The following is a 21,628-nucleotide window of genomic DNA, read 5'->3' as shown; positions in this document are numbered from 1 at the left end:
CAACAAATGTATTTGCAATTCCATATTATTAGAATTAGATTTTAAGGCAAATATATAAATATTTATTTTGCTACTAATAAATAATACTTTTCATTTTCAAGATTCCTTAAAACCTCGTAAATAAAGTCAAACTTTAATCATTGGAGGTTTTACTGTCCGTTACAAAGGAGACAGATTAAAAAAGCATCGATGTTCGATGCTTTTTCTTTTATAACATGATGTTTCTTATGCCATACTGTAAGGAGAAGATAGAATAGGGGTGAAAGAATGGTTGTAAATGAAAAGGTAGAATTAGCTACATTTGCTGGAGGGTGCTTCTGGTGTATGGTTTCGCCATTTGAAGAGGTGGAAGGAATTATAAAGGTTGTTTCTGGCTATACAGGTGGTCATAAAGAGAATCCAACATATAAAGAAGTATGTTCAGAAACGACGGGACATTATGAGGCAGTACAAATTACATTTGATGCAAATAAAATGCCGTATGAGGAGTTATTAAATATATATTGGAGACAAATTGATCCGACTGATGTAGGCGGGCAATTCCACGATCGCGGACAGTCTTACGAAACAGTGATTTTTTATCATAATGAAGAACAACATAAAAAAGCAGAGGTTTCAAAAGAAGAGCTTGCAAGGAGTGGGCGCTTTTCAAAGCCGATTGCGACAAAAATATTGCCAGCTGCTACGTTTTATCCCGCAGAGGAATATCACCAAGGATATCATAAGAAAAATGAATTCCGCTACGAGTTATACCGTAAGGGCTCAGGGCGAGATGCGTTTATTAAGCAACATTGGCCAAAGGATAATGCTCATTTAAAGGAAAAACTCAGTGAGATGCAATTTTATGTAACACAGGAAAATGGTACAGAACCACCATTTCGAAATGAGTATTGGAATCATAAAGAAGAAGGTCTTTATGTAGATATCGTTTCAGGTGAACCTTTGTTTACTTCTCTAGATAAATTTGATAGTGGATGTGGATGGCCTAGTTTTACGAAGCCAGTTATGTCAGCTAGTGTGAAGGAAAAAATGGATGTGAGTCATAATATGACGCGTACAGAAGTGAGAAGTAAGGAAGGAGATTCACATCTCGGCCACGTATTTCCAGATGGTCCAGGACCAAATGGACTTCGCTATTGTATAAATTCAGCAGCTCTTCGATTTATTCCAACAGAGGAATTAGAAAAGGAAGGCTATGGTGATTTCCTAATCTTGTTTGGAAATAAAAAATAACCTCGCAGTTAGCGAGGTTATTTTTTTGTTACTTTACTTTTTTCTTTTTAAACTTGCTTAATACTTCATAAACGATTGGAACAATAAGAAGTGTTAATAATGTTGAACTTGTTAATCCACCAATTACTGTTACACCAAGTCCTTTAGAAATTAAGCCGCTACCTTCAAATCCTAATGCGAGCGGGATAAGAGCACCGATTGTTGCAATTGCAGTCATTAAAATCGGGCGAAGGCGTGTTGCACCAGCTTCTAATAAAGCTTCACGTGTTGATAGACCTTCATTTTCTTTATGAATAACGCGGTCGATAAGCACGATTGCGTTTGTTACAACGATACCGATTAACATAAGGGCACCGATCATTGCAGAGACACTTAACGTTTCACCAGAGATTAATAAGGCAACAAGGGCTCCAATGATTGTAAATGGTAGCGAGAATAAAATTGCGAATGGTGCAAGAGCACCGCCAAATGTCACGACAAGAACGAAGTATACAATAGCAATCGCAGCTAACATCGCTAAGCCAAGTTGCTTGAATGATTCTTCAATATCTTTTGTAACGCCTCCCATAGAAACATCTACGCCAGAAGGAAGGTCCATTTTATCTACTTCTTTTTGAACCGCGGCGGATGCTTTTGAAACGTCATCAGATGTTAGTTTTGCACTTACTTCCGCATAAACACGGCCATCGCGGTGTTTCACTGTATTCGAAGTTTCTCCTTCTTTTACAGTCATCACATCTTTTACAGCCACTTCACTACCAAGCGGCGTTGTAATTTTACGATTTGTTAAGTCATCGATTGTTTCATAATTTTGTTTTTCAGCTTCTACATATACATTGATATCTTTACCGTCTTTTTTTATTGTTGTCAGAACAGGGCGATCATGTTGATTAGAAAGTCCCATTCCAATTTGTGCAGCCGTTAGACCCATTTTACTTAGCTTTTCCTGATCTGCGACTAAAGTGTATTCTGCGTATGTTTTTGCAATACTAGAGTCTATATCTTTTAAGTCTTTGTTTTTCTTCATTATGTTTTGAATATCTTTTACGACAGGCTTAATGTCTTCTGAGTTATCTCCGTAAACGTATAACTTGATTTCGTTACTACCGCCACTTGCTCCGAAGTCTTGGTTTTTCCATTCGCCTTTTCCAGACATTTTCTGTAAATCTTTAACGACTTGTTCTTTCTCTTTTTCGAAGTTTTTCGTGTCGTTATCATATTGTACGAAGAACATTGCCTGATTTGATTGACCAGGACTCATTGGGTTTTCGCCACCTAATGAGAATTGAATTGTTTTGACGTCTTTATTACCTTGGAAGTGCTTCTCAGCTTTCGTTGCAATTTTTTCAACGTCTTCTAACGTTTGACCTGGTTCAGGGTTGTACGTTGCAATAATCATTTTTTCTTCTTCAGATGGTAAGAAACTTACACCGATAATTGGAACAAGTGCAAGACTACCAACTAATAGAAGGACAGCAATACTTGATGTGATGATTTTATGATTTAAAGCCCATGCAAGTATACGTTTATAACCTTTTGCTAATTTACTTGGTTTTTCTTCATGATGTACTTCTTTTTCTCTCATGCTCTCTTTTTTAAATAAAGAATGAGCTAGCATCGGTACGATTGTAACTGCTACTAGTAACGATGCTAATAAAGCGAAGACGATAGTTAAGGCGAATGGTAAGAACATTTCACCAATCATACCTTTTACTAGTCCAAGCGGTAAAAATACAGCAATTGTTACAATGGTAGAAGACATAATCGGAATAAACATTTCTTTCGTAGCTTCACGAATTAAATCTTTCCCGCGTAGTTTCTCTCCTGATAACGACATACGTCGGTAAATATTTTCAATAACAACAATGGAGTCATCCACAACGCGCCCGATAGCGACTGTCATTGCTCCGAGTGTCATAATGTTAAGTGTAATATCCATTTGCTTTATGACTAATACAGCAATTAATAAAGAAAGTGGTATGGAAACGACAGAGATTAATGTTGTTCGGATATTTCGTAGGAACAGCATAATAATAACAATCGCAAAAATAGCACCAAAAATGGCTTTGCTCAGCATTGTTTCTACTGATTTCTCAATAGGTGCACCTTGGTCGAATGTTGAAATAATCCCTAAGTCTTTATATTTTTTCTCAAGTTCTTTTACTTTATCTTTCACTGCATTTACAACATCAACTGTGTTGGCGTCAGCAGCTTTGACAATTTGAATTCCAATTGCTTCTTTTCCATTTGTTCGAGAAATAGATTCTGCTTTTCCGACTTCCTTAATGTCAGCAATTTCGTCTAATGTAACTGTCGGAATCCCGTTCATAGCAGCTGGATTCATTTGTGGCATTTGTGCACCAGCTCCAGCAGTTTGACTACCTTGACCGCTTGCTGATGAAGGAACAGCAGGGATTTTTAATTCTTTTAATGCTTTCATTGTTGTAATATTTCCATCTACAACAACTGATTTTTCTGTGTCTTTAAATGTATATAGGCCAAGTGGTAAAGATACGTCCGATCCTTTAATTACATTTTTTACAGTATCTTCACTTAAACCTAATTCTTTCATCTTATCTTTTTTAAAGACAAGTTGTACTTCATCTACTTGTTGACCTGAAATTTGAACAGATGCGACTCCATCAAGTCCTTTTAATCCTGGCACAACATTTTTTTCCACATTTTCAGTTAAGGTAGCTAAAGATTCATTTTTACTTGCTACGCTTAATGAAATAACAGGAAAGGCATTGAAGTTTACACGTGAAACTTTCGGGTCCTTTACGCCTTCTGGCAGTTTCACATTTGCGAGAGCTTCTTTTATTTCTGTTTCAGCCTTTTCCATATTTTTATCAAAATCATATTCTACCTGAATAGAAGATGCATTTTGAAAAGATGATGAACTAACAACGTTTACACCACTTAAATTTTGCAGTTGCTCTTCCATCGGTTTTGAAACTTTATCAGCTACTTCTTCTGGTGTAGCACCAGGATAAACCGTGGTTACTGTTACAACAGGTGTTGTAATATCAGGAATTGTTTCCAGCTTCATATTCAGCCCAGAATAAATACCTGCAATGGTAACGATAATGGTTAGTAGCCAAACTGCGAACTTATTTTTTAACGAAAAATTAATAATTTTGTTCATGTTTGCGCTCCCTTTGTATTATATTGACCAACTGGTCAGTCTAATACATAATATAACTGACTGATTGGTCAGCCGTCAATGAAAAGGGATGGTATAATACATTCATAATAAGATGCGAGATTAAATTTAGGAGAGACATGATATGAAAGAAAAAGAGCGCTTAATTATAGAGATGGCTATGAAGTTATTTGCGACTAAGGGTGTAAATGCGACATCGGTGCAGGAAATTGTGACAGCTTGTGGCATATCTAAGGGAGCCTTTTATTTATACTTTAAATCAAAAGAGGAACTTTTATTAGCGACACTTCGATATTACTATGACAAGATTCAAAACAAAATGATGGATATTGAAAAAGAGTCATTATTGCCACGTGAAAAATTTGCAAAACAATTGCATTGCCAGTTTAATGATATACAAAAGCATAAAGAATTTATTATTATGCATGCAAGGGAAAATGCGATTCCTTTTAATAAAGAAGTAGAAGAATTTATGATGCGGATGAAGTTAGAGTCTCACGCATTTTATCGGAATAGTTTACTGTCTATTTATGGTGATAAGGTTATGCCATATTTATTAGATTTAGTCATTATGGTAGAAGGCATATGCCGCGGATATTTAGAACTAATTATTTTACAAGCACCAGAAATAGACTTATCTTACGTCTCTGCTTTTATTTTGAAAAGAGTGGATCATTTAGTAGATGGATTGGTAGAATCTTCAGAAGAACCTGTATTACATGAAGAAAAGCTTGGAGAATTTCTTTGTAAATCAGAGCTTATTAAGGAACAGGTTAAGGAACATTTTCTAAAAGAAATTATTGTGTTTAAACGTACTTTAGCGGATCAATTAGAAGATGAGGAATTGCTTGTTACATTAGATGTTTTGGAGGCAGAAATGAGGATGCAAAATCCAAGAATTCCGGTTATCCAAGGGATGTTGTTTAATTTAGAGGCATATCCAACTTTAAAAGAATTTCGTTTGAGGCTTATGGGCTATTACAATATAAAAAGGTAACAATGATAGTTTTCATTGTTACCTTTTTATTATGCATTCACTTTTTCTTTTTGCAGTGCTGTCTCTTCTTCATCAATGTTAATTGTTTCTTTTACGATATAAATCGGACGGTTTTTACTTTCGTCATAAATACGAGCAATATACTGGCCAACGATTCCAAGACCAAGTAATTGAATACCACTAAAGAATGTAATAGCAACCATAATGGACGCCCAACCTGTTTGCGTGCCATGTCCAAAGACCTTCACAGTAATTGTATATAGTAAGACAATTATAGAAATAAGAACTGATAATAAACCTAAAGACATAACGATGCGTAATGGCTTTGTCGAAAATGCAATAATGCCGTCAGATGCAAATTTAATCATTTTCTTTAATGGATATTTTGTTTCACCAGCAAAGCGCTCATCACGTTCATATTCAACATATGTTTGGCGGAAGCCAACCCAAGACATCATACCGCGGATGAAGCGATTTCGCTCAGTCATTTGATTGAAAACATCAGCTATTTTACGGTCGATGATTCGGAAATCACCAGTATCTTTTGGGATATCGATATCAGACATATAGTTTAAGAATTTATAGAAATACTTAGCTGTTAAAAGTTTGAACCAAGTTTCACCTTTACGTTGCTTACGTTTTGCATAAACAACTTCATATCCTTCTTCCCATTTTGCAATAAGTTCAGGAATAACTTCAGGTGGATCTTGTAAGTCTGCATCTATAATTACAATAGCGTCACCTTTTGCGGCAGCAATACCAGCTGTAACAGCTACTTGGTGACCAAAGTTACGTGCGAAATTAACAATTTTTGTACGGAAATCATTTGCTGCAATTTCAGATAAGATTTCCATTGTGCGATCTGTACTACCGTCGTTTACAAAGACAAACTCGTAATTAATGTTATTTTGAAGCATAACGGACTTTAAACGGTTATAACATTCTTGTGCTACTTCTTCCTCGAAGTACATAGGAACTACAACCGAAATTAATTTTTGCATGTTGCATCCTCCGTATTTTTAATAAGTTGTTCAAATTTAATTAGTCACTTTTTTAGTTTGGTTGAATGTCCAAATTTTATTAAGGACAAAATTTATAACCATTCCGAAACCAATTGCGAAGATCTGTGCAATTAATGCATTAAAGGTAAGTTTATTTACTAATATAAATAAACATAATGTATTAAAAGCATATACAATTAAATTTACAGTTAGAAATTTAAAGAACATTGACGAGCCTTTATTATTAGGTTTAAATACCCAATTTTTATTCCAATAGTAGCTATTGGCAACACCAATTGAATAGGCAATGGTATTCGCAATAAGGTAGTTCATACCGAATTTTAATAATATCCAAAAGCTAATAATTGTAATGAGTGTATTAAAGATCCCTACTAAGCCAAACTTTAAGAGTTTTTCCATAATAATATCCTCATGTTTATAATAATATATAAGTAAAACAAAAAATATAGAAGTGTTATTCATATACAACAAATAAAAATTATACCATATTTTTAAGTTTCAAATGGAATTAATCATAAAAAAATTGCCCTCAAAATGTAAATTATAAGTAAAATTGAGGGCAATTATAAATATTTTGAAAGGTAGTTTCTTATTTTCTTTTTATGACAATTTCTTTTTCGATATTAGACTATAAAAAATATATATTCCGTAGCCTTGAATTATTGTAAAGCTAGGGATAATGAAGTATCGGTACCTTGTTTGGTATTCGATTAAGAAATGAATAGCTACGTAACCAATTATTAGTAATAAAAATAGAGTATAATGTGTTTTATTTTGTTTAGTTAGGATGAGATAAAGGAGTGATAATGTGCCAAATATCATAGCCGCAGTATACATATACTTTTCATATTTTGTAAGATCCTCTTTTAATGACACCATATCCTTATCTGTCTTTTCCAATGTTACTAGGCTCCATAATGGTGCGGAGTCATAATCTGCCCACATGAGTACAAATTTATCCCCAAATAAAGATAAAACTTTCTGTGGATCAGATAGTCGCTCTTGAATTAGTTTTTTTTGGGCCGCAGTTCGTTCTTCGCCAAGTTTAAGGGACATAATATATTCCGCATCTGCACCAGAATAGCTACCTTTTGTTTCATGATTAAATCCTAACGTGAATTTCCAAAGTGGATCACGATTAGAGAGAGGATATTGTGTAATTCCGGAATATATAAATGAGTAACTTACAATTTGATGTAAAAGGAAAAATACAATCAAAATGCCACTAAGTTTTTTTACAGAAGTAAAAATCTCTTTTCTTGATTTTCCTAATATACCTTGTAAAAAGACATATATAGTTATTGCAATTAAGATTATAGCACCAAGTGGACGCATGATGTCTCCTAAAGCTAGGATAGCCCCTATAAAAATCCACGTATATTTATTGCTTAGGCCTTTTGTAATTAATAAATAGAAGCCTAGATAAAATAAAAATACAGCAAGGTGTTGATTTGTTAGTACAGAACTCAATACAATACTTGGGATATAAAATGCATATAGTAATCCAGCTATTCGTCCAGACCATTCATTAAATATATAAGAAGTTATTTTATAAATTAGTAATGTTGTTCCTGTACAATAGATTATATTTAAAAATTTTAAGAGAAACGTTCCTTCGCCAAATAACTTAATAATAAAGGCTTGGTACATTGTAAAGCCAAGTTGGTAAACCCATGAAGTATAATAAGTATTTTGTGCGAAACTAAAGTCTCCTTTAGCAGCTTGTATAGCGCTATGGTACATCATTGAAAAGTCTGTTTCTACAGGAGTTTGAATATTGAGCATCCAAATTAATCGAATAGAAAAAGCCAAAATGATTAGTGAGATAGAAAATGTCAATTTTGACATATATTTATTAGAAATATAGCCAAAAAGTAAAAATACAAGACCTATTAGAATAAGGACTGGTATTAAAACTAAGAGGCTAGTCTCATCATGTTCTTTAATCACTGCTACCGAATGCCATGTGATAGCACCAGAAATGATTAGACATAGTAATAATAAAATTTTCACAAAAAACGTATTAAGTTTGAGAGAGAACGTACTTTCCATTATATTTCAAAACCCCTTATCAAAATTTATTAAGGATGTAACTTAACTGCCCTTTGTACGTTAAGTTACAGTATAAAGGGCAGGTTAGGTAATTAAGAGTTTTGTTGTGCCCATTCTTCTATGTTCCAAACCTTTGTAACCCAATCTTCATAAAAGTCCGGTTCGTGACATACAAGAAGAATTGTTCCTTTATATGCTTTCATAGCCTTCTTAAGTTCCGCTTTTGCTGTAACATCAAGATGGTTTGTCGGCTCATCAAATAGTAGCCAGTTACTTTCTTCACCCATTAGCTTACATAAACGAACCTTTGCTTGTTCTCCACCACTTAATTGACTTAATGGGCGAGAAATATGTTCATTTTTTAATCCACATTTTGCTAACATCGCACGAATTTGATGCTGGTCTAGGCCAGGGAATGTATTCCATACATCATCAATTGGTGTTATATTATCAGCTTTAACTTCTTGCTCAAAGTATGCTGGCTCTAAGAAGTCACCAAGACTTGTTTTACCACTTAAAGGTTTAATTTTACCTAAAATTGTTTTTAGTAACGTTGATTTACCAACACCATTACATCCAACGATAGCAATTTTTTCACCGCGTTCAATTGTCATTGATAGCTTTGGTAGTAGCGGATGTGTATATCCAATTTCTACATTTTCACCTTCAAAGACGAAGCGACTACTTGCACGACTTTCTTTAAATGAGAATTCAGGTTTAATTGCTGTTTCTGGGCGATCAATAAGTTCCATGCGATCAAGTTGTTTTTGACGACTCTTTGCACGACCTGTTGTTGAATAACGGGCTTTGTTCTTTGCAATGAAATCTTCTTGCTTTTTGATAAACTCGCGCTGCTTTTCATAAGCGTTTATATGTTGATTTTTATTGATTTCTGCTAGTTCTAGGAATTTTTCATATGTCGCTGTATAGCGTGTCATTTTTGTGAATTCTAGATGGAAAATAACATCAACACATTTGTTCATAAATTCCGTATCATGAGAAATTAATAAGAATGCATGTGGGTATTCTTTTAAATAATTTGTTAACCAATGAATATGTTCAACGTCTAAATAGTTAGTAGGTTCATCAAGTAATAACACTTCTGGTTGTTCAAGTAATAGCTTTGCAAGCAATACTTTTGTACGTTGTCCACCGCTTAGTGCTGAAACATCACGATCTAAACCAATTGCATCAATTCCAAGACCACGTGCAGCCTCTTCAATTTTCATATCTAGTAAATAGAAACCACCTGCTTCAAGTGCATCTTGTATTTCTGCCATTTGCTCAAGAAGTTCTTCTAGCTCTTCTGGTGTAGCAGTTCCCATTTTTTCTGTAACTTCATTTAAAGCTTTTTCCTTTTCGAATAACGGTAAAAATGCATCCGCTAGTACGTCACGAATTGTACGTCCAGGCGTTAAAACAGTATGCTGATCTAAGTAGCCGTAATGTGTGCCCGGTGTCCATTCTACACGACCTTGGTCATGAATAAGTTGACCAGTAATGATATTCATAAATGTTGATTTACCAACGCCGTTTGCACCAACTAATCCAACGTGTTCACCTGCTAGTAATCGCATAGATACATCTTTAAATAATGTACGATCGCCAAATGTATGTCCTAATTTTTCAACTGTTAATAAGCTCATAGTATCCTCCGTCCAACTTGAAATAGTACCTTGAATCATGATACTAAATTCTTTCATATAATGCCATCATTTCAAAATGTATATATTTTCAAAATAAGCTAATGTATGAATGTTTATTGCTCATTTCCCAAACTTTTATGGTCCAAATGCAGAAAACACACTTGTCCATCATACATTAAAAGGAATACTTGCAAATAAAATGTCTAGCTTTATTGGAGGTAAAAAGATTGTCCGTGAATATAGTTTTACACCAGATGGTGCAAAAGCAATAGTTGAATTAGCTTCACATGGCGAGGCCTATGGACAAAATTGGAACATATCAGGTTATGGTGACATTACAGGTGAGGAATTGATTTAACACATACGAGAATGAACGGGATATACCAAATGAGTAATAACTGTAAAGAGAGGAATAATCCAGTTCTTTGGTCTGTTTGATAAGCAGATCAATGAATTTGTGGAAATACTATATTTGACGGAAAAACCAGTTGTATTAAGTGGAGAGAAGTGCGAGAAATATATTGGGGTTGTACCTAGAACCTTTTATTATGAAGGGGAATTGTATATAAGTAAAAAAACAAGCTTCTATTTACAATTTAGAAGCTTGCCTTGTTATTGTTTATCTACCTAGCTTTTTATTTACAAACCCTAAAATTAATCCACGTATTTGTGGATCAATTGCAAGGCCAATAATGCCATACAATATACCAGTAAGTACTAAAGCTACTAGTGGTGGTAAGCTAATTAATACTGTGCGATATATTGCATAACTAATTATAAATGCTAGTGTATTGAATATTATTCCTTTGAATAGCAATGAAAATCCTTTACGAACGAATAATGAAAATCCGATTAATAATGTAATCTCAGTAAGGATAGCAGCTACAGCAGCTCCCATCATTCCAAATTGGCTACCTAATATGATGTAACTTATGATAGCAACAGCTAATCCAATTGCCATAGTTGTCGCACGTTTCCATTGTTGACCAGCTGTTGTTAAATTATCAGCAAGCGGATAGTTGATAGATTGTAAAATGACCATAAAGGCTAAAATTGCAAGTGCATTACCAGCTGGCGCATATTTTTCACCTAATAGAGTTACAATCCAAAAACTTGGATCGGCAATAAACGGGATAGAAATTCCCATCCCTAAGAAAGACATAAGCTTTAATTCGAATTGAGATAGCTTTCTATGTTCATCAATATTATTTTCGTTTCCAAAAGCAAACAATTTTGGATAAAAGGCTGCTGCAATTACACCAGGTATTTGGTAAAGTACAGCAGGTATTTTATAGGCGGCCCCAAAGAATCCAACTTGTGCTTTCGTTGAAACTTTTTCTAAGATAATAGGACCTAACTGCGGTAAAAGCATAATGATAACGCCATTGACTGTGAAAATAAGTAATTGATCTAAAATGCCTTTATTCCAACCCTTATGAATTGTTGTATAGCGGATTGTCATTATAAAGGCAATGACTCCTGTTATAAGGCTAGATATTCCATACATAGCAGCAACCATCATAAGTGACCATTTAAATGACATCCCTAGCAGAAGAGCGGCAGCGGCCGTCACACCTTGTAGTACAGAAATAATCGCTGTGAATTGCATACGCTCTGTTACTTGGAAATAGGCCATCCCAACCCCTTGTAAAGTAGCTCCAAACATGGTTGGTAGTACGACCCAATATACCATGGCACGTAAGTAAGCATCAGTGTAGAAGAACTGAGCGAAAATGGCGAAGAGCACAGAAATTACGATAGCTAATACTAAACGAATTCGTAAATAACTGCTTATTAATACGCTAATGTTAGCGTTGCTTCTTGTTCCTTCACGCATAAACGTATGTGTCAAACCTGCATCCGTAAAATAGCAAATGACAGCGGAAACTGCTAATGCAACTGTAAACATCCCGTACTCATCTGGTGAAACATATCTTGCAAAGAGAATTGTTGCAATAGCCAGTACAAAACGAACAGTAATGTTTCCTACAAAGAGGTAGGATGCGTTTTTTAGAATTTTATTTGTTTTCATGAGAAAAGACCTTTCTATTCTTTAGGACCCGGTTAGCTTGTCCTATTTGTAAATTTGATTTGTTCACAGAAAGAGAGAGTATAGTTATATTTTCAGTTTAAGAAAACAGAAATTTAATTCGTACAAACCAAAGCATTGCATATAGTTTTTTACTACGCTTTCCATTCTTTGAATAGATTTTACGGCAATATTTCTTGATATCTTTTTTGATTAATTGAACTTGTGATTTATCTAATTGAGAGTTTCCCTTAATATATATACAAGCGTTATTGATGACTGTATAAGGGAATAAATAAGTCTCAAGAACCTCAATAAGTGACTGAGGGTCTTTTGTAATGAAATCTTGAGACTTATTATGTACCCAGTCCTTCATACGATTGAATACTTCCAGCTCTTTTGCCGTTTTTAATTCATAATCTTTATATTTAGAAGAAAGATTTCCTTCTGATAAGATTCTGTAATATGTTAAATATTCATCGACATAACATACATTTGTCACACTCATAAGTTTAAATAAAAACTCCAAGTCTTCTCCCCAACTACATCCTGGTGTAAAACGAATGTTATGATCTATTACGATAGATTTTTTGAAAATCCAAGTACTTGTTTGAGCAACAACTTGATGTGTTAGGAATGCTTTTGTCATATCACCTTTAATAAAGTTTGTTGTATGTTCAACCTTCTCGCCTGTTTCTTCGTAGAAATTCATATAACCACAATAGCACGCGTCCATTTCGTTTTTATGCATACTTTCGACTTGCTTCTCAATTTTAGTTGGATGCCATAAGTCATCGCTATCAAGGAAAGCGACATATTCTCCGCTAGCATTTTCCATACCTGTATTACGGGCTACTGAAACGCCTTGGTTTTTTTGATGAACGTATTTTACTTGCCCTGGGTATTTTTCAGCAAGATTTTTTACGATAGAAGGTGACTGATCTTTACTCCCATCATCTACAATTACAATTTCGATGTTTTTATATGTTTGATCTAATATTGACTGCATCGTTTCTTCAATATATTTTTCCGTGTTATACAGAGGTATGACAACAGAAACAAGTTGTTTTTGTTCCATCATAGAATTTTTATCTCCTCAAGTTTTTTATGTCTTGCACCATATATACAAGCCTTTTGAAAGGAAGAAGATTACAAGAACATCTGTATAATTTTAACGCATATAAACTTTGTAAATCAACTTTCTATTAAAAAGGTGGTGACTTATGGTTAATTCTCGTATTTCAAACGGCTTTAATATGTTTATTGCATATAAATTCTTATTTATACTATTTTTACAGATTTTCCGAATAGGAAAGCCCACTACGGTGCGATAGTACCCCCTTTAGGGGTGGGATGATAGTGAGGTCAAATGCGATGTATAGATAAAGTACCGAAAGTATGTTCTGTGCATCGAGTATTTTAAATGGTATAATTTTCATAACAGACAAGTGAAAGTCTCTAAAACAATCTTGTTCTCTGAAAACAGAATACATATGAGGTTGGAGTAACAAATTCTTCTGCTCCGTAAAATGTATTGAGTCGTCAAGTACAAGACGCTAAAACACATTTGAGAATTCACAATCTGACGCGTTTGGTAATAGAACGAGTGCCGTATCTGCTAGATGCACTGGATATGGAGTGGTGATGGCACACCGCAATCTTGCACGTCAGCGATACTAGAAATAGACTTCGCCTTTGGTAGCAAGAATCCCACTGACGTTAGTCAGCTTGCGGCTTTAGCCGTGGGAGTGTCAATTAGTTAGTAAGTAGGATATATTTATCGTAACGATTGTGAAGGGGAATAAATTATTATTGAGAATAAAAAACCTCTTAATTTTTGAAATAAATTAAGAGGTTTTTTATATTGGTTTTGAACTATTAGGTTAATCTTTGTCTGGCTCAGTTGCATGTAATTTTTGCTTTAGTAACGCATAATCTTGCGTTAATGTTACAAGTTGATGATGTTGTTTAGAAATTTTTCTTGTTAGATCAAAAATTAAGATGAAACAGAATAATAATCCAAATAAAAATAAAATGGAAGGGGGATATTCTACTTTTAATAGTTTTCCAATCCAGTTTATAATTTTATCGGTAGAACTTAAAATAGCCATTGCAATACAAACAAAAATCCACAAAACAGCATATTTCGTTTCTAAAGTTCCGCGACGAATAGAATTAATAATTAATAATAATAATAATAAAATAAAGATGAATGAAAAGGTAATTATAGGCATTTATTATCAACCTTTCACGATTTTTTGCATCAATATAGCAAGACTTACCTTAATCATGTAATATGCAGATTTAAAAGGTGTGATAGAAGATTGTCCACCTTGTCGCTCTTGCATATTTACAGATATTTCATTAATGCGAAGTTTTTTCTTTTTTAAATGAATAAGAACTTCTGGTTCTGGATAATCTTTTGGATAATTGTGTGCAAAAATTGTAATTACTTCTCGATTGATAGCACGATATCCAGAAGTTGGATCCATAAATGTTTGTTTTGTTAGTACTTTCAATAGGGCAGTAAAATAAAAAATACCGATTCTTCTGGAAATACTACCTTTATATGCTGTTTTTTCTGTAAAACGTGACCCTAGTACCATATCGCATTCATCTTCAGCGATAGGCTTTATAATTTTATATAAATCATCTGGGTTATGTTGTCCATCAGCATCGAACTGAATCGCAATATCATATCCATTCTCATATGCGTATTTATATCCAGTTTGTACAGCTGAGCCAATACCTAGATTATACGGTAAATTCACAAGGTGAACAGGAAATTCTTTTACGATTTGAGCTGTTTTATCGTGTGATCCATCATTAATAACGCAAATGCTTAATCCAGTAAAATGCTGTTTTAGTTTTAATAATCTTGTTAATGTATCTGCAATTGCCTCTTCCTCGTTATACGCTGGAATAATAATTAACGTTTTTGGTATTGAAATTGGTACTTCAATAGTCATTACCGCACCATCCCTTATATACTTAATCATATTATGGTTATTTTTAAACGAACTTTCTTTAATATACCATTAACAGTATAACAAAATAAAGGAAAAGCTGGTGCATGATTTAAGAGGACAGATTGAGAATAAAAGGATAAGAGGGAATATTTCGCATAAAAAATACATGCAAGGAAGAAAGAACCTATGCATGTATATGGAAGAGTATCGTATTAAATATTCCAAGGTTTATTTAAAGTTAAAACCTCAGCCATTTCTTTACTTTTTAAACGTCCTTTTTTTCTATTTTCCGCGCGTTCTGAACCGGTTGTGTGTAACCAATGTTCTTCTTCAGTTTCAGGAAGTACTTGTGGTACGGACGAAGGTTTTCCGTCTTTTATTGCCACAAATGTAATGAAGCAAGTGGCGGCAATTCTACGCTCGCCTTCTAATAAATTTTCTGCGATTACTTTTACGAAAACTTCCATTGAAGATTTCCCTGTATAACATACAAATGCTTCATAACAAACAGAATCAGCTTGGTGAATTGGAGTTAAAAAATCAACTGAATCAATAGATGCTGTTACGCAATGTTTACGACTATGTCTTGCAGCCGCAATTGAAGCAATACTATCAATTTCTGCTAATAATTTCCCTCCAAAAAGTGTTTGGTGATTATTTAAATCGTTAGGAAAAACACGTGTTGTTTTAATTGCTTTAGATTCTCGCATGAATTTCTTTTCCATATATTCAGCCCCTATAGTCTGTTTTCAATCAGAATAATATGTGTAAGTGGATTACTCATATTAGATATTTAATAAAGTAAAGCGTATTCCAAAAGAGGATTATTTAAACTTCTGTATTTGTATTCATGTAACTGAAAGAAAATTTATTTTATCTAAAATGTAGTGTAAAAGAGGATTCGCTTACATTGCAAGCAAAAAGTAATGACTATGTATTTGTCATAGAAATTCCCTATCAGCCGTGTACCCATTCATGATAGAATCGTTTTGTTATGAATGGAAATAGAGGTGCAATGGACATATGAATCATATACAAACAAATTTTTCATCTTTCTTCAATAAAATTACGATTGGTGCGATGCTTGCATTTTTTGTTTATAGTTGTTGGACAGCATTTGAGACAAGTAAGCAATTTTTTGGGGGAAGTACAACAAGTGTAACAATCATATTGGCAATTTTCGTCATACTCATTTTGTTAGTGGCATCAATTTTACAATATCGTTTTACAGACAAACAATTTCTTATTTTTCTTATAAGTATATCTATAGTTGTGAGGCTTAGTATGCTGTTATTTGTAGACGCTCCAATAATTGGTGATATGAAAGTGATGTATGAGTCTGCAAAGGAGATTGCAATTGGTAATAATATAGGGACTGTAACTCATTTGCCGTTTATTATATATGAGTCAGTAATTATTCGCATATTTGGTGATACATTATTCGCTTTACAACTATTTAATGTGTTATTTTGCGCAGGAACTGCATTTTTTATTTATCGTATTGCGGCAATAGTTTTTGGAGAAGAATGCGGTCGTATTGCTTCCACATTTTATGCTCTGTATATTCCAAATATATTCATGAGTTCCGTATTAACTCCTGAGTCACTTGCAATATTTTTATTTTATTTTGCTTGCTACATACTTTTATATAAAGGATTAGATCATCCTTATATGTGGGTGTTTTCAGCGATTTTATTTGCATGTAGTAATATGATTTTCCCAATGGGATTATTTCTTCCTATTTTTATCACGATATATGTATTATTAATTGAAGTGTTTCAATCAGCAACGAAACAAAAAGTGTTACTAAAGATGATAGGGATACTTATTCTATTTTATAGTGCTCATTTTAGTGTGAATTATGGAATTAAGACAATGGGACTGTCACAATATACGATTACGAATGAGACGTATGTTCAATCTGTCTTAATTGGAAAAACGCAACATGAGGAAAGAGTATCGAAAAATCAAAGTGTAACAGAGCATATTGATCAAAAGTTAAAAGAGATTGAGGGAGAAAGATTTAAACTTTTAGAACCGATGATAAATCAGTTTTCAGATGAGGGAATAAATTCTATTCTTTTTAAATGTGAAAAACTGATATATATAGCCGTAACATTGTTTATGACTATAGCTCTATTACACTTCCTTATTAAGAAACAACAAAATGAGGGATATATGTTGTTCTTATTTTTAACTAGTGGCTACGTATTGTTAAAGCTCTTCCAAGTCGATATGGCATATTATAATCTTATTGTGCCAGCATTGTTTATTTTGCAAAGCTTTGGTGTTTATATGAGTTATGTGTATTGTCAAAAAATATTCTTTAGAAAATAAAAAGAATCCAATTTGGATTCTTTTTTTGATGGAAGATGAATACTAAGAGCTAGTAGAGATAAAGAATCTCTACTGACATAATCGCTCTATCGGTTCAGTTCTAGTTGTAAACTATCAGCTGTTAGAGCCATTTTTGAGGAATCATCTTGAATTCCTTTCATTACTTGTGAAATGGTTTCTAACTCATTTTCAATTTTTTTATTCTGTTCTTTTGAGTTAGACATGTCTTTTACGATTTCTTGGAAGTATTGATCCGTTGCAGACATACTATCAGTTCCTTCAGATACGAGAGAGCTAATTTGTTTCACAGAAGAAGAGACACGAACAATCTGTTCATTTGTTTTTTCAACGAGCTTTGTAACGTTAAATATAGATTCTTTCGTTTGCTCTGATAACTTTCTAATTTCTCCAGCTACAACAGAAAAGCCTTTGCCAAATTCCCCAGCACGCGCAGATTCAATTGCAGCATTTAGTGCGAGTAAATTTGTTTGCTCGGCAATTGATTTTACAATATCTATAATTTCGTTAATTTTGTTAGAAATATCGAGAAGTTCATGCGTATCTGTAATAATCGTTTCCATGTTCGTTTGAATGTATTCCATTCGTTTATTTTGCTCATTTAATTGTTCTTTACCTTTATTTGCTTTTTCTTCTGATGTTGTAGCTAATGACGTACCTGTTTTAGCAATTTCTACAATCGTTTCAGATCTAGCGGTTAACTGCTGAATAGAAGCACTTGTTTTTTCAGATACAGATGCTAGTTCTGTTGCAATGTGCGTAATGGTCATAGCTGTTATTTCTTTTTCTTTTTCAAGTTCTTTTTGCATTCTTTCATATTCAGATTCATAAGCCGCAATAACGAGTTCTTGTTCAAGAGTAAGTAATTTGTTTATTACGTTTATGGAATAAGAAAAATCGTCAATTGTTGTAATTTTCGTTTTTAAAATCTTCATGATAGAGCGGAATAATTCTTGATAAGCGGCAGTATACCATTTTCTATGTAACCCGATTTGTACATGTCTTTTTGCAATTCTAACACGTTGTTCAATAAAGTCTTCATGCATATCTCCGCTAAATAATTCTTTTATATGTGTTTTTAAAGTTTGCTTTAGTTTTGGAATAGAGCTATAACGTTCGATAATCGTAATTAAATTAGGCTGTTTTGTAATATTGGAATAGAATTTTTCAGTAATCCAATCAATTTTTTCATAAATAAAGGGCTGTAGTACCTTTACGATTTGTAAATCTTCTTTTGAAATATGTAGCATATCCATTTGAATTTTCAGTTCAGAATTAGTAGGAACGTTAAAAGTGATTTGTTGATTCTTACTTAATTCAAGTATACTGACGTTTGTTTTATTGTTATGTTTTTTAAAAACCCCAAGCATCGTTCTTCCCCCTGTTTGTAAAGCGTTTTCATTTTTGGTTCTAATATAATTATATATTTTTATATACAATTACTCTATGTTAGTGTGTAGAATAGTATATAAATTAAGAGAATTCCATATAGAATTCTCTTAATGACCTTTATTAATTTTAGCATGTGTTTTAAAGAAAACTGGGAAATGTACATTATATATGACAGTGACAACACGAATAATGAATGTTACTAATAAACAAACATAGAAAGCCAATACGTGTGCCCCCATTGCATATGTGATTAGGAAACTAATTGCCCCTAAAATAGAAGCGATGGCGTAAATTTCTTTTCGGAAGACGTAGGGGATATCTTGAGCGCAAATGTCACGCAAAATACCGCCTCCAATACCTGTAATAACTCCCATTGAAACAACTAAAAATGAGGCGTCAACATGATGTGACATTGCCGCATTTGCACCAATAGCTGTAAAAACGCCTAAGCCAACAGCGTCAGAAAGCATAATAACAACTTGAAGTTTATTGATACGCTCAAAAAACATACAAGTAAATAATGCTGATAATACGCTTACGAAAAAGTAAATGGGTTTAACAAATGCGACGGGAGGCAGGTTACCAATCATAATATCACGAATAATACCGCCGCCGAGCGCAGTAGCTACAGCTAAACAAAGGACACCGAATAAATCTAAATCTTTTTTTAAACCAACTAATGTACCAGAAATGGCAGCGGCGATAATGCCAAGAAACGTAAATATATCGATTAATAACATGGCCTTAATCCCTTCCTCTTAAAGATGTTCCAGAGAAAAAATATACACTAAAGTATTGGAAATAACAATTACTTTTCGCTACATGTAGAAAAACGGATAAAATACATAAAGAAAGCGTTTGAAAATGTTTGGAAAATAGCTATAAAGTAATTTGAAAAAGATATGAAAAGATTAATTTTACATTTTTTTTTGGTGTTACCTACTTGGTAAAATGTTACAATGGTAGGTATGTTGTTTACATCTGTATAAAATGATAAAAAAATATTTATATACTGACAAAAATAAGGGGATGGTTGTTAGATAGCTTTTGTAAAAATAAGGAGTATAGCGAAAGAACAGTAATTTCTATTACTGATTAATACTTGTCCTGGCTAGTTTTAGCTGGAAAAATAGTTCTCGATTTGAATATGAGTTATGTTATAATTGCTAGGTGTGTTTGAATGATAAAAAATTATGATTAAAAGATAATGTTAAGATTTTGTATGGAGGTCTTGGAATGTTAGCAAATCAAGCTAGGGTTAGATTTGAGCGTTTTTTGCTCTTTTTTATTATTTTACAGCCTGTTTTAGATTTATTAACGTCTCTTAGCATCACTTTATTAAAGTCAAGTGCTACCGTTGGAATTTTAGTAAGATTCCTTATTATGGCTGTTGGTGGTATTTACATTTTAATTCAGGCAAAAGAGAAGGAAAATAGAAAGTTTTTAATTTATCTTATATTATTAGCCGGAGTTTTAGGGGTAGGATTTATTAATAATAAACTAGTTAAGGATCCTATTGTACTTAGTGAAGAAGTTAAATTCGTTGCGAAAGCATTATATATATATATCATGCTGGGATCATACATTTTAGCTTTAAAATCATTGAAAAAGAAAGTTAATATTAGTGATAAGGTTCGAAATAGTATTGTATATGCTACATTAATCATTAACGCAATTATGGTTATTTCTATTTCAACATCTACTGATTTTGGTAGTTATGAATGGATGAAGGTAGGTTCTCGAGGTTGGTTCTATGCAGGGAATGAACTAGGTTCAATCTTAGCTATTATTTTCCCTATTGTGGTACTATATTCTATTCAAAAAACAAAGAGCTGGAAACACGTTTTATATTGGATTCCATCGCTTTTAATGATTTACTCATTAATTCAGGTCGGTACGAAAGTAGGAATGGGCTCAATTGGTGCTACGTTAGCGGCAGCAATCGGAATCATTGTACTACAATTATTATTTGATAGAAAAAATCCGAACAAAAAATCCCTTGCGTTTAATGCAGTAATTGCTATTGTCCTATTAGCTGGTGTAGTTGGAACGTTTAAACAAACGCCATTAGCACAAAATATGGGTATTCACAATAACTATTTATCAGAGCAAAATGTGGCACAGCAAGGTCAAAAGGAAAAAGAAATTAAAGAAAAGCTGAAAAAAGAGCAAGAACTTAAAGCAAAAGAAGAAAAGCATCATAAAGTTGAAAAGCCAGAAGAAAAGGCGAAGATAGAAGAGGAAGTTAAGAAAGAGCTTGAGAAAGAGCAAAAGAAAGAAAATCAAGAAAATCTTATTTTCAGCGGACGTCAAGTATATGAAGAAAGACATAAGCAGTTCTTTAAAGAAGCGCCAATGTCACAAAAGTTATTAGGAATGGGTTATGCAGGTAATTTTAAATATAATGAACAAAAGCAGCCAGATCCAAAGCTAATTGAAATGGACTTCCATGATTGGTTTTATGACTTTGGGATTATTGGTTTTGCATTACTAATGATTCCATTTATTTATTACGGCTTAAGAATCCTACTAGTATTTATTACAAGGTTTAAAGAGATATTTAATATAAAATATGGAATGATTGCAGCAAGCTTATTGTTAGCATTAGGTATTGCCTATATTGCAGGACATATTTTAACAGCACCAGGAGTTGGGATCTACTTTGTAGTGGTGTTAGCTTATCTAATTGTAGACTTAGAAATTGAATGATTAAAATAAAAGCTAACTTTTGTTAGCTTTTATTTTTTAGTACAGTAAAATAAAGATAGAT

General features: G+C 33.3%; 16 protein-coding genes and 2 pseudogenes. 5 read left to right on the top strand and 13 right to left on the bottom strand.

Annotated features, from left to right (window positions below):
* Positions 1 to 267: 267 nt before the first annotated feature.
* Positions 268 to 1,233, top strand: a complete 966-nt coding sequence (gene msrB, locus ACTT1L_RS13730; protein WP_242277063.1) for a peptide-methionine (R)-S-oxide reductase MsrB — start codon at positions 268 to 270, stop codon at positions 1,231 to 1,233.
* A 28-nt stretch (positions 1,234 to 1,261) separates the two neighbouring features.
* Here msrB and ACTT1L_RS13725 read toward each other — a convergent pair whose 3' ends face one another.
* Positions 1,262 to 4,378 carry an efflux RND transporter permease subunit gene (locus tag ACTT1L_RS13725; RefSeq protein ID WP_242277064.1) on the bottom strand — a complete coding sequence of 1,039 codons (3,117 nt, stop codon included), beginning with the start codon at positions 4,376 to 4,378 and terminating at the stop codon, positions 1,262 to 1,264.
* A 142-nt stretch (positions 4,379 to 4,520) separates the two neighbouring features.
* On the opposite strand from ACTT1L_RS13725, the gene ACTT1L_RS13720 reads away from it, so the two are divergent.
* Positions 4,521 to 5,393, top strand: a complete 873-nt coding sequence (locus ACTT1L_RS13720) for a TetR/AcrR family transcriptional regulator (protein ID WP_044791879.1) — start codon at positions 4,521 to 4,523, stop codon at positions 5,391 to 5,393.
* A 29-nt stretch (positions 5,394 to 5,422) separates the two neighbouring features.
* Here the strand turns inward: ACTT1L_RS13720 and ACTT1L_RS13715 are convergent, their stop codons facing one another.
* The 4 genes from ACTT1L_RS13715 to ACTT1L_RS13700 form a co-directional block, all read right to left on the bottom strand.
* A complete protein-coding gene (locus tag ACTT1L_RS13715) occupies positions 5,423 to 6,394 on the bottom strand; it encodes a glycosyltransferase family 2 protein (protein WP_061131917.1) in 972 nt (323 codons plus the stop codon).
* 36 nt (positions 6,395 to 6,430) lie between these two features.
* Positions 6,431 to 6,814 carry a GtrA family protein gene (locus tag ACTT1L_RS13710; protein WP_000413286.1) on the bottom strand — a complete coding sequence of 128 codons (384 nt, stop codon included), beginning with the start codon at positions 6,812 to 6,814 and terminating at the stop codon, positions 6,431 to 6,433.
* Positions 6,815 to 7,015: 201 nt separating this feature from the next.
* A complete protein-coding gene (locus tag ACTT1L_RS13705; protein WP_061131916.1) occupies positions 7,016 to 8,467 on the bottom strand; it encodes an ArnT family glycosyltransferase in 1,452 nt (483 codons plus the stop codon).
* Positions 8,468 to 8,559: 92 nt separating this feature from the next.
* Positions 8,560 to 10,113: an ABC-F family ATP-binding cassette domain-containing protein gene (locus ACTT1L_RS13700; RefSeq protein ID WP_061131963.1), complete on the bottom strand. Its 1,554-nt coding sequence runs from the start codon at positions 10,111 to 10,113 to the stop codon at positions 8,560 to 8,562.
* A gap of 109 nt (positions 10,114 to 10,222) precedes the next feature.
* Here ACTT1L_RS13700 and ACTT1L_RS13695 point away from each other — a divergent pair.
* Positions 10,223 to 10,744: pseudogene (locus ACTT1L_RS13695) on the top strand (short chain dehydrogenase); the annotation flags it as partial.
* Here ACTT1L_RS13695 and ACTT1L_RS13690 read toward each other — a convergent pair.
* From ACTT1L_RS13690 to ACTT1L_RS13670, 5 genes are all read right to left on the bottom strand, one after another.
* The gene (locus ACTT1L_RS13690; protein ID WP_000856141.1) at positions 10,733 to 12,145 is read right to left on the bottom strand and encodes an oligosaccharide flippase family protein; all 1,413 of its coding nucleotides are present in this window, start codon (positions 12,143 to 12,145) and stop codon (positions 10,733 to 10,735) included. The pseudogene ACTT1L_RS13695 and the gene ACTT1L_RS13690 sit on opposite strands and share 12 nt — an antisense overlap.
* A gap of 97 nt (positions 12,146 to 12,242) precedes the next feature.
* Complete coding sequence (locus ACTT1L_RS13685; protein WP_061131913.1) at positions 12,243 to 13,223, bottom strand: glycosyltransferase family 2 protein; 981 nt, start codon at positions 13,221 to 13,223, stop codon at positions 12,243 to 12,245.
* Between the two features lie 802 nt (positions 13,224 to 14,025).
* Positions 14,026 to 14,376, bottom strand: a complete 351-nt coding sequence (locus ACTT1L_RS13680; protein WP_001121772.1) for a DUF2304 domain-containing protein — start codon at positions 14,374 to 14,376, stop codon at positions 14,026 to 14,028.
* A gap of 6 nt (positions 14,377 to 14,382) precedes the next feature.
* The gene (locus ACTT1L_RS13675; protein WP_000151538.1) at positions 14,383 to 15,111 is read right to left on the bottom strand and encodes a glycosyltransferase family 2 protein; all 729 of its coding nucleotides are present in this window, start codon (positions 15,109 to 15,111) and stop codon (positions 14,383 to 14,385) included.
* Positions 15,112 to 15,323: 212 nt separating this feature from the next.
* Positions 15,324 to 15,836: an acyl-CoA thioesterase gene (locus tag ACTT1L_RS13670; protein ID WP_061131911.1), complete on the bottom strand. Its 513-nt coding sequence runs from the start codon at positions 15,834 to 15,836 to the stop codon at positions 15,324 to 15,326.
* Between the two features lie 298 nt (positions 15,837 to 16,134).
* On the opposite strand from ACTT1L_RS13670, the gene ACTT1L_RS13665 reads away from it, so the two are divergent.
* Entirely contained in the window at positions 16,135 to 17,448 is a 1,314-nt protein-coding gene (locus tag ACTT1L_RS13665) for an ArnT family glycosyltransferase (RefSeq protein WP_061185281.1), read from the top strand.
* A gap of 86 nt (positions 17,449 to 17,534) precedes the next feature.
* Here the strand turns inward: ACTT1L_RS13665 and ACTT1L_RS13660 are convergent, their stop codons facing one another.
* The 3 genes and pseudogenes from ACTT1L_RS13660 to ACTT1L_RS13650 all read right to left on the bottom strand — a co-directional run bounded on the left by ACTT1L_RS13660 (position 17,535) and on the right by ACTT1L_RS13650 (position 19,598).
* Positions 17,535 to 18,341 carry a methyl-accepting chemotaxis protein gene (locus ACTT1L_RS13660; protein ID WP_373870501.1) on the bottom strand — a complete coding sequence of 269 codons (807 nt, stop codon included), beginning with the start codon at positions 18,339 to 18,341 and terminating at the stop codon, positions 17,535 to 17,537.
* Positions 18,339 to 18,716: pseudogene (locus ACTT1L_RS13655) on the bottom strand (protoglobin family protein); the annotation flags it as partial. The pseudogene ACTT1L_RS13655 and the gene ACTT1L_RS13660, both read right to left, overlap by 3 nt.
* Before the next feature lie 249 nt (positions 18,717 to 18,965).
* Entirely contained in the window at positions 18,966 to 19,598 is a 633-nt protein-coding gene (locus tag ACTT1L_RS13650) for a trimeric intracellular cation channel family protein (RefSeq protein WP_000924376.1), read from the bottom strand.
* Between the two features lie 496 nt (positions 19,599 to 20,094).
* Between ACTT1L_RS13650 and ACTT1L_RS13645 the strand changes: the two genes are divergently transcribed.
* Complete coding sequence (locus ACTT1L_RS13645; RefSeq protein ID WP_061131908.1) at positions 20,095 to 21,567, top strand: O-antigen ligase family protein; 1,473 nt, start codon at positions 20,095 to 20,097, stop codon at positions 21,565 to 21,567.
* Positions 21,568 to 21,628 lie beyond the last annotated feature (61 nt).

The sequence above is a fragment of the Bacillus sp. FH genome (genome assembly GCF_052216825.1).
Taxonomy (GTDB): Bacteria; Bacillota; Bacilli; order Bacillales; family Bacillaceae_G; genus Bacillus_A; species Bacillus_A paranthracis.
Note: the sequence above shows the minus strand (reverse complement) of the source record. Positions and strands in the feature narration are given on the sequence as shown.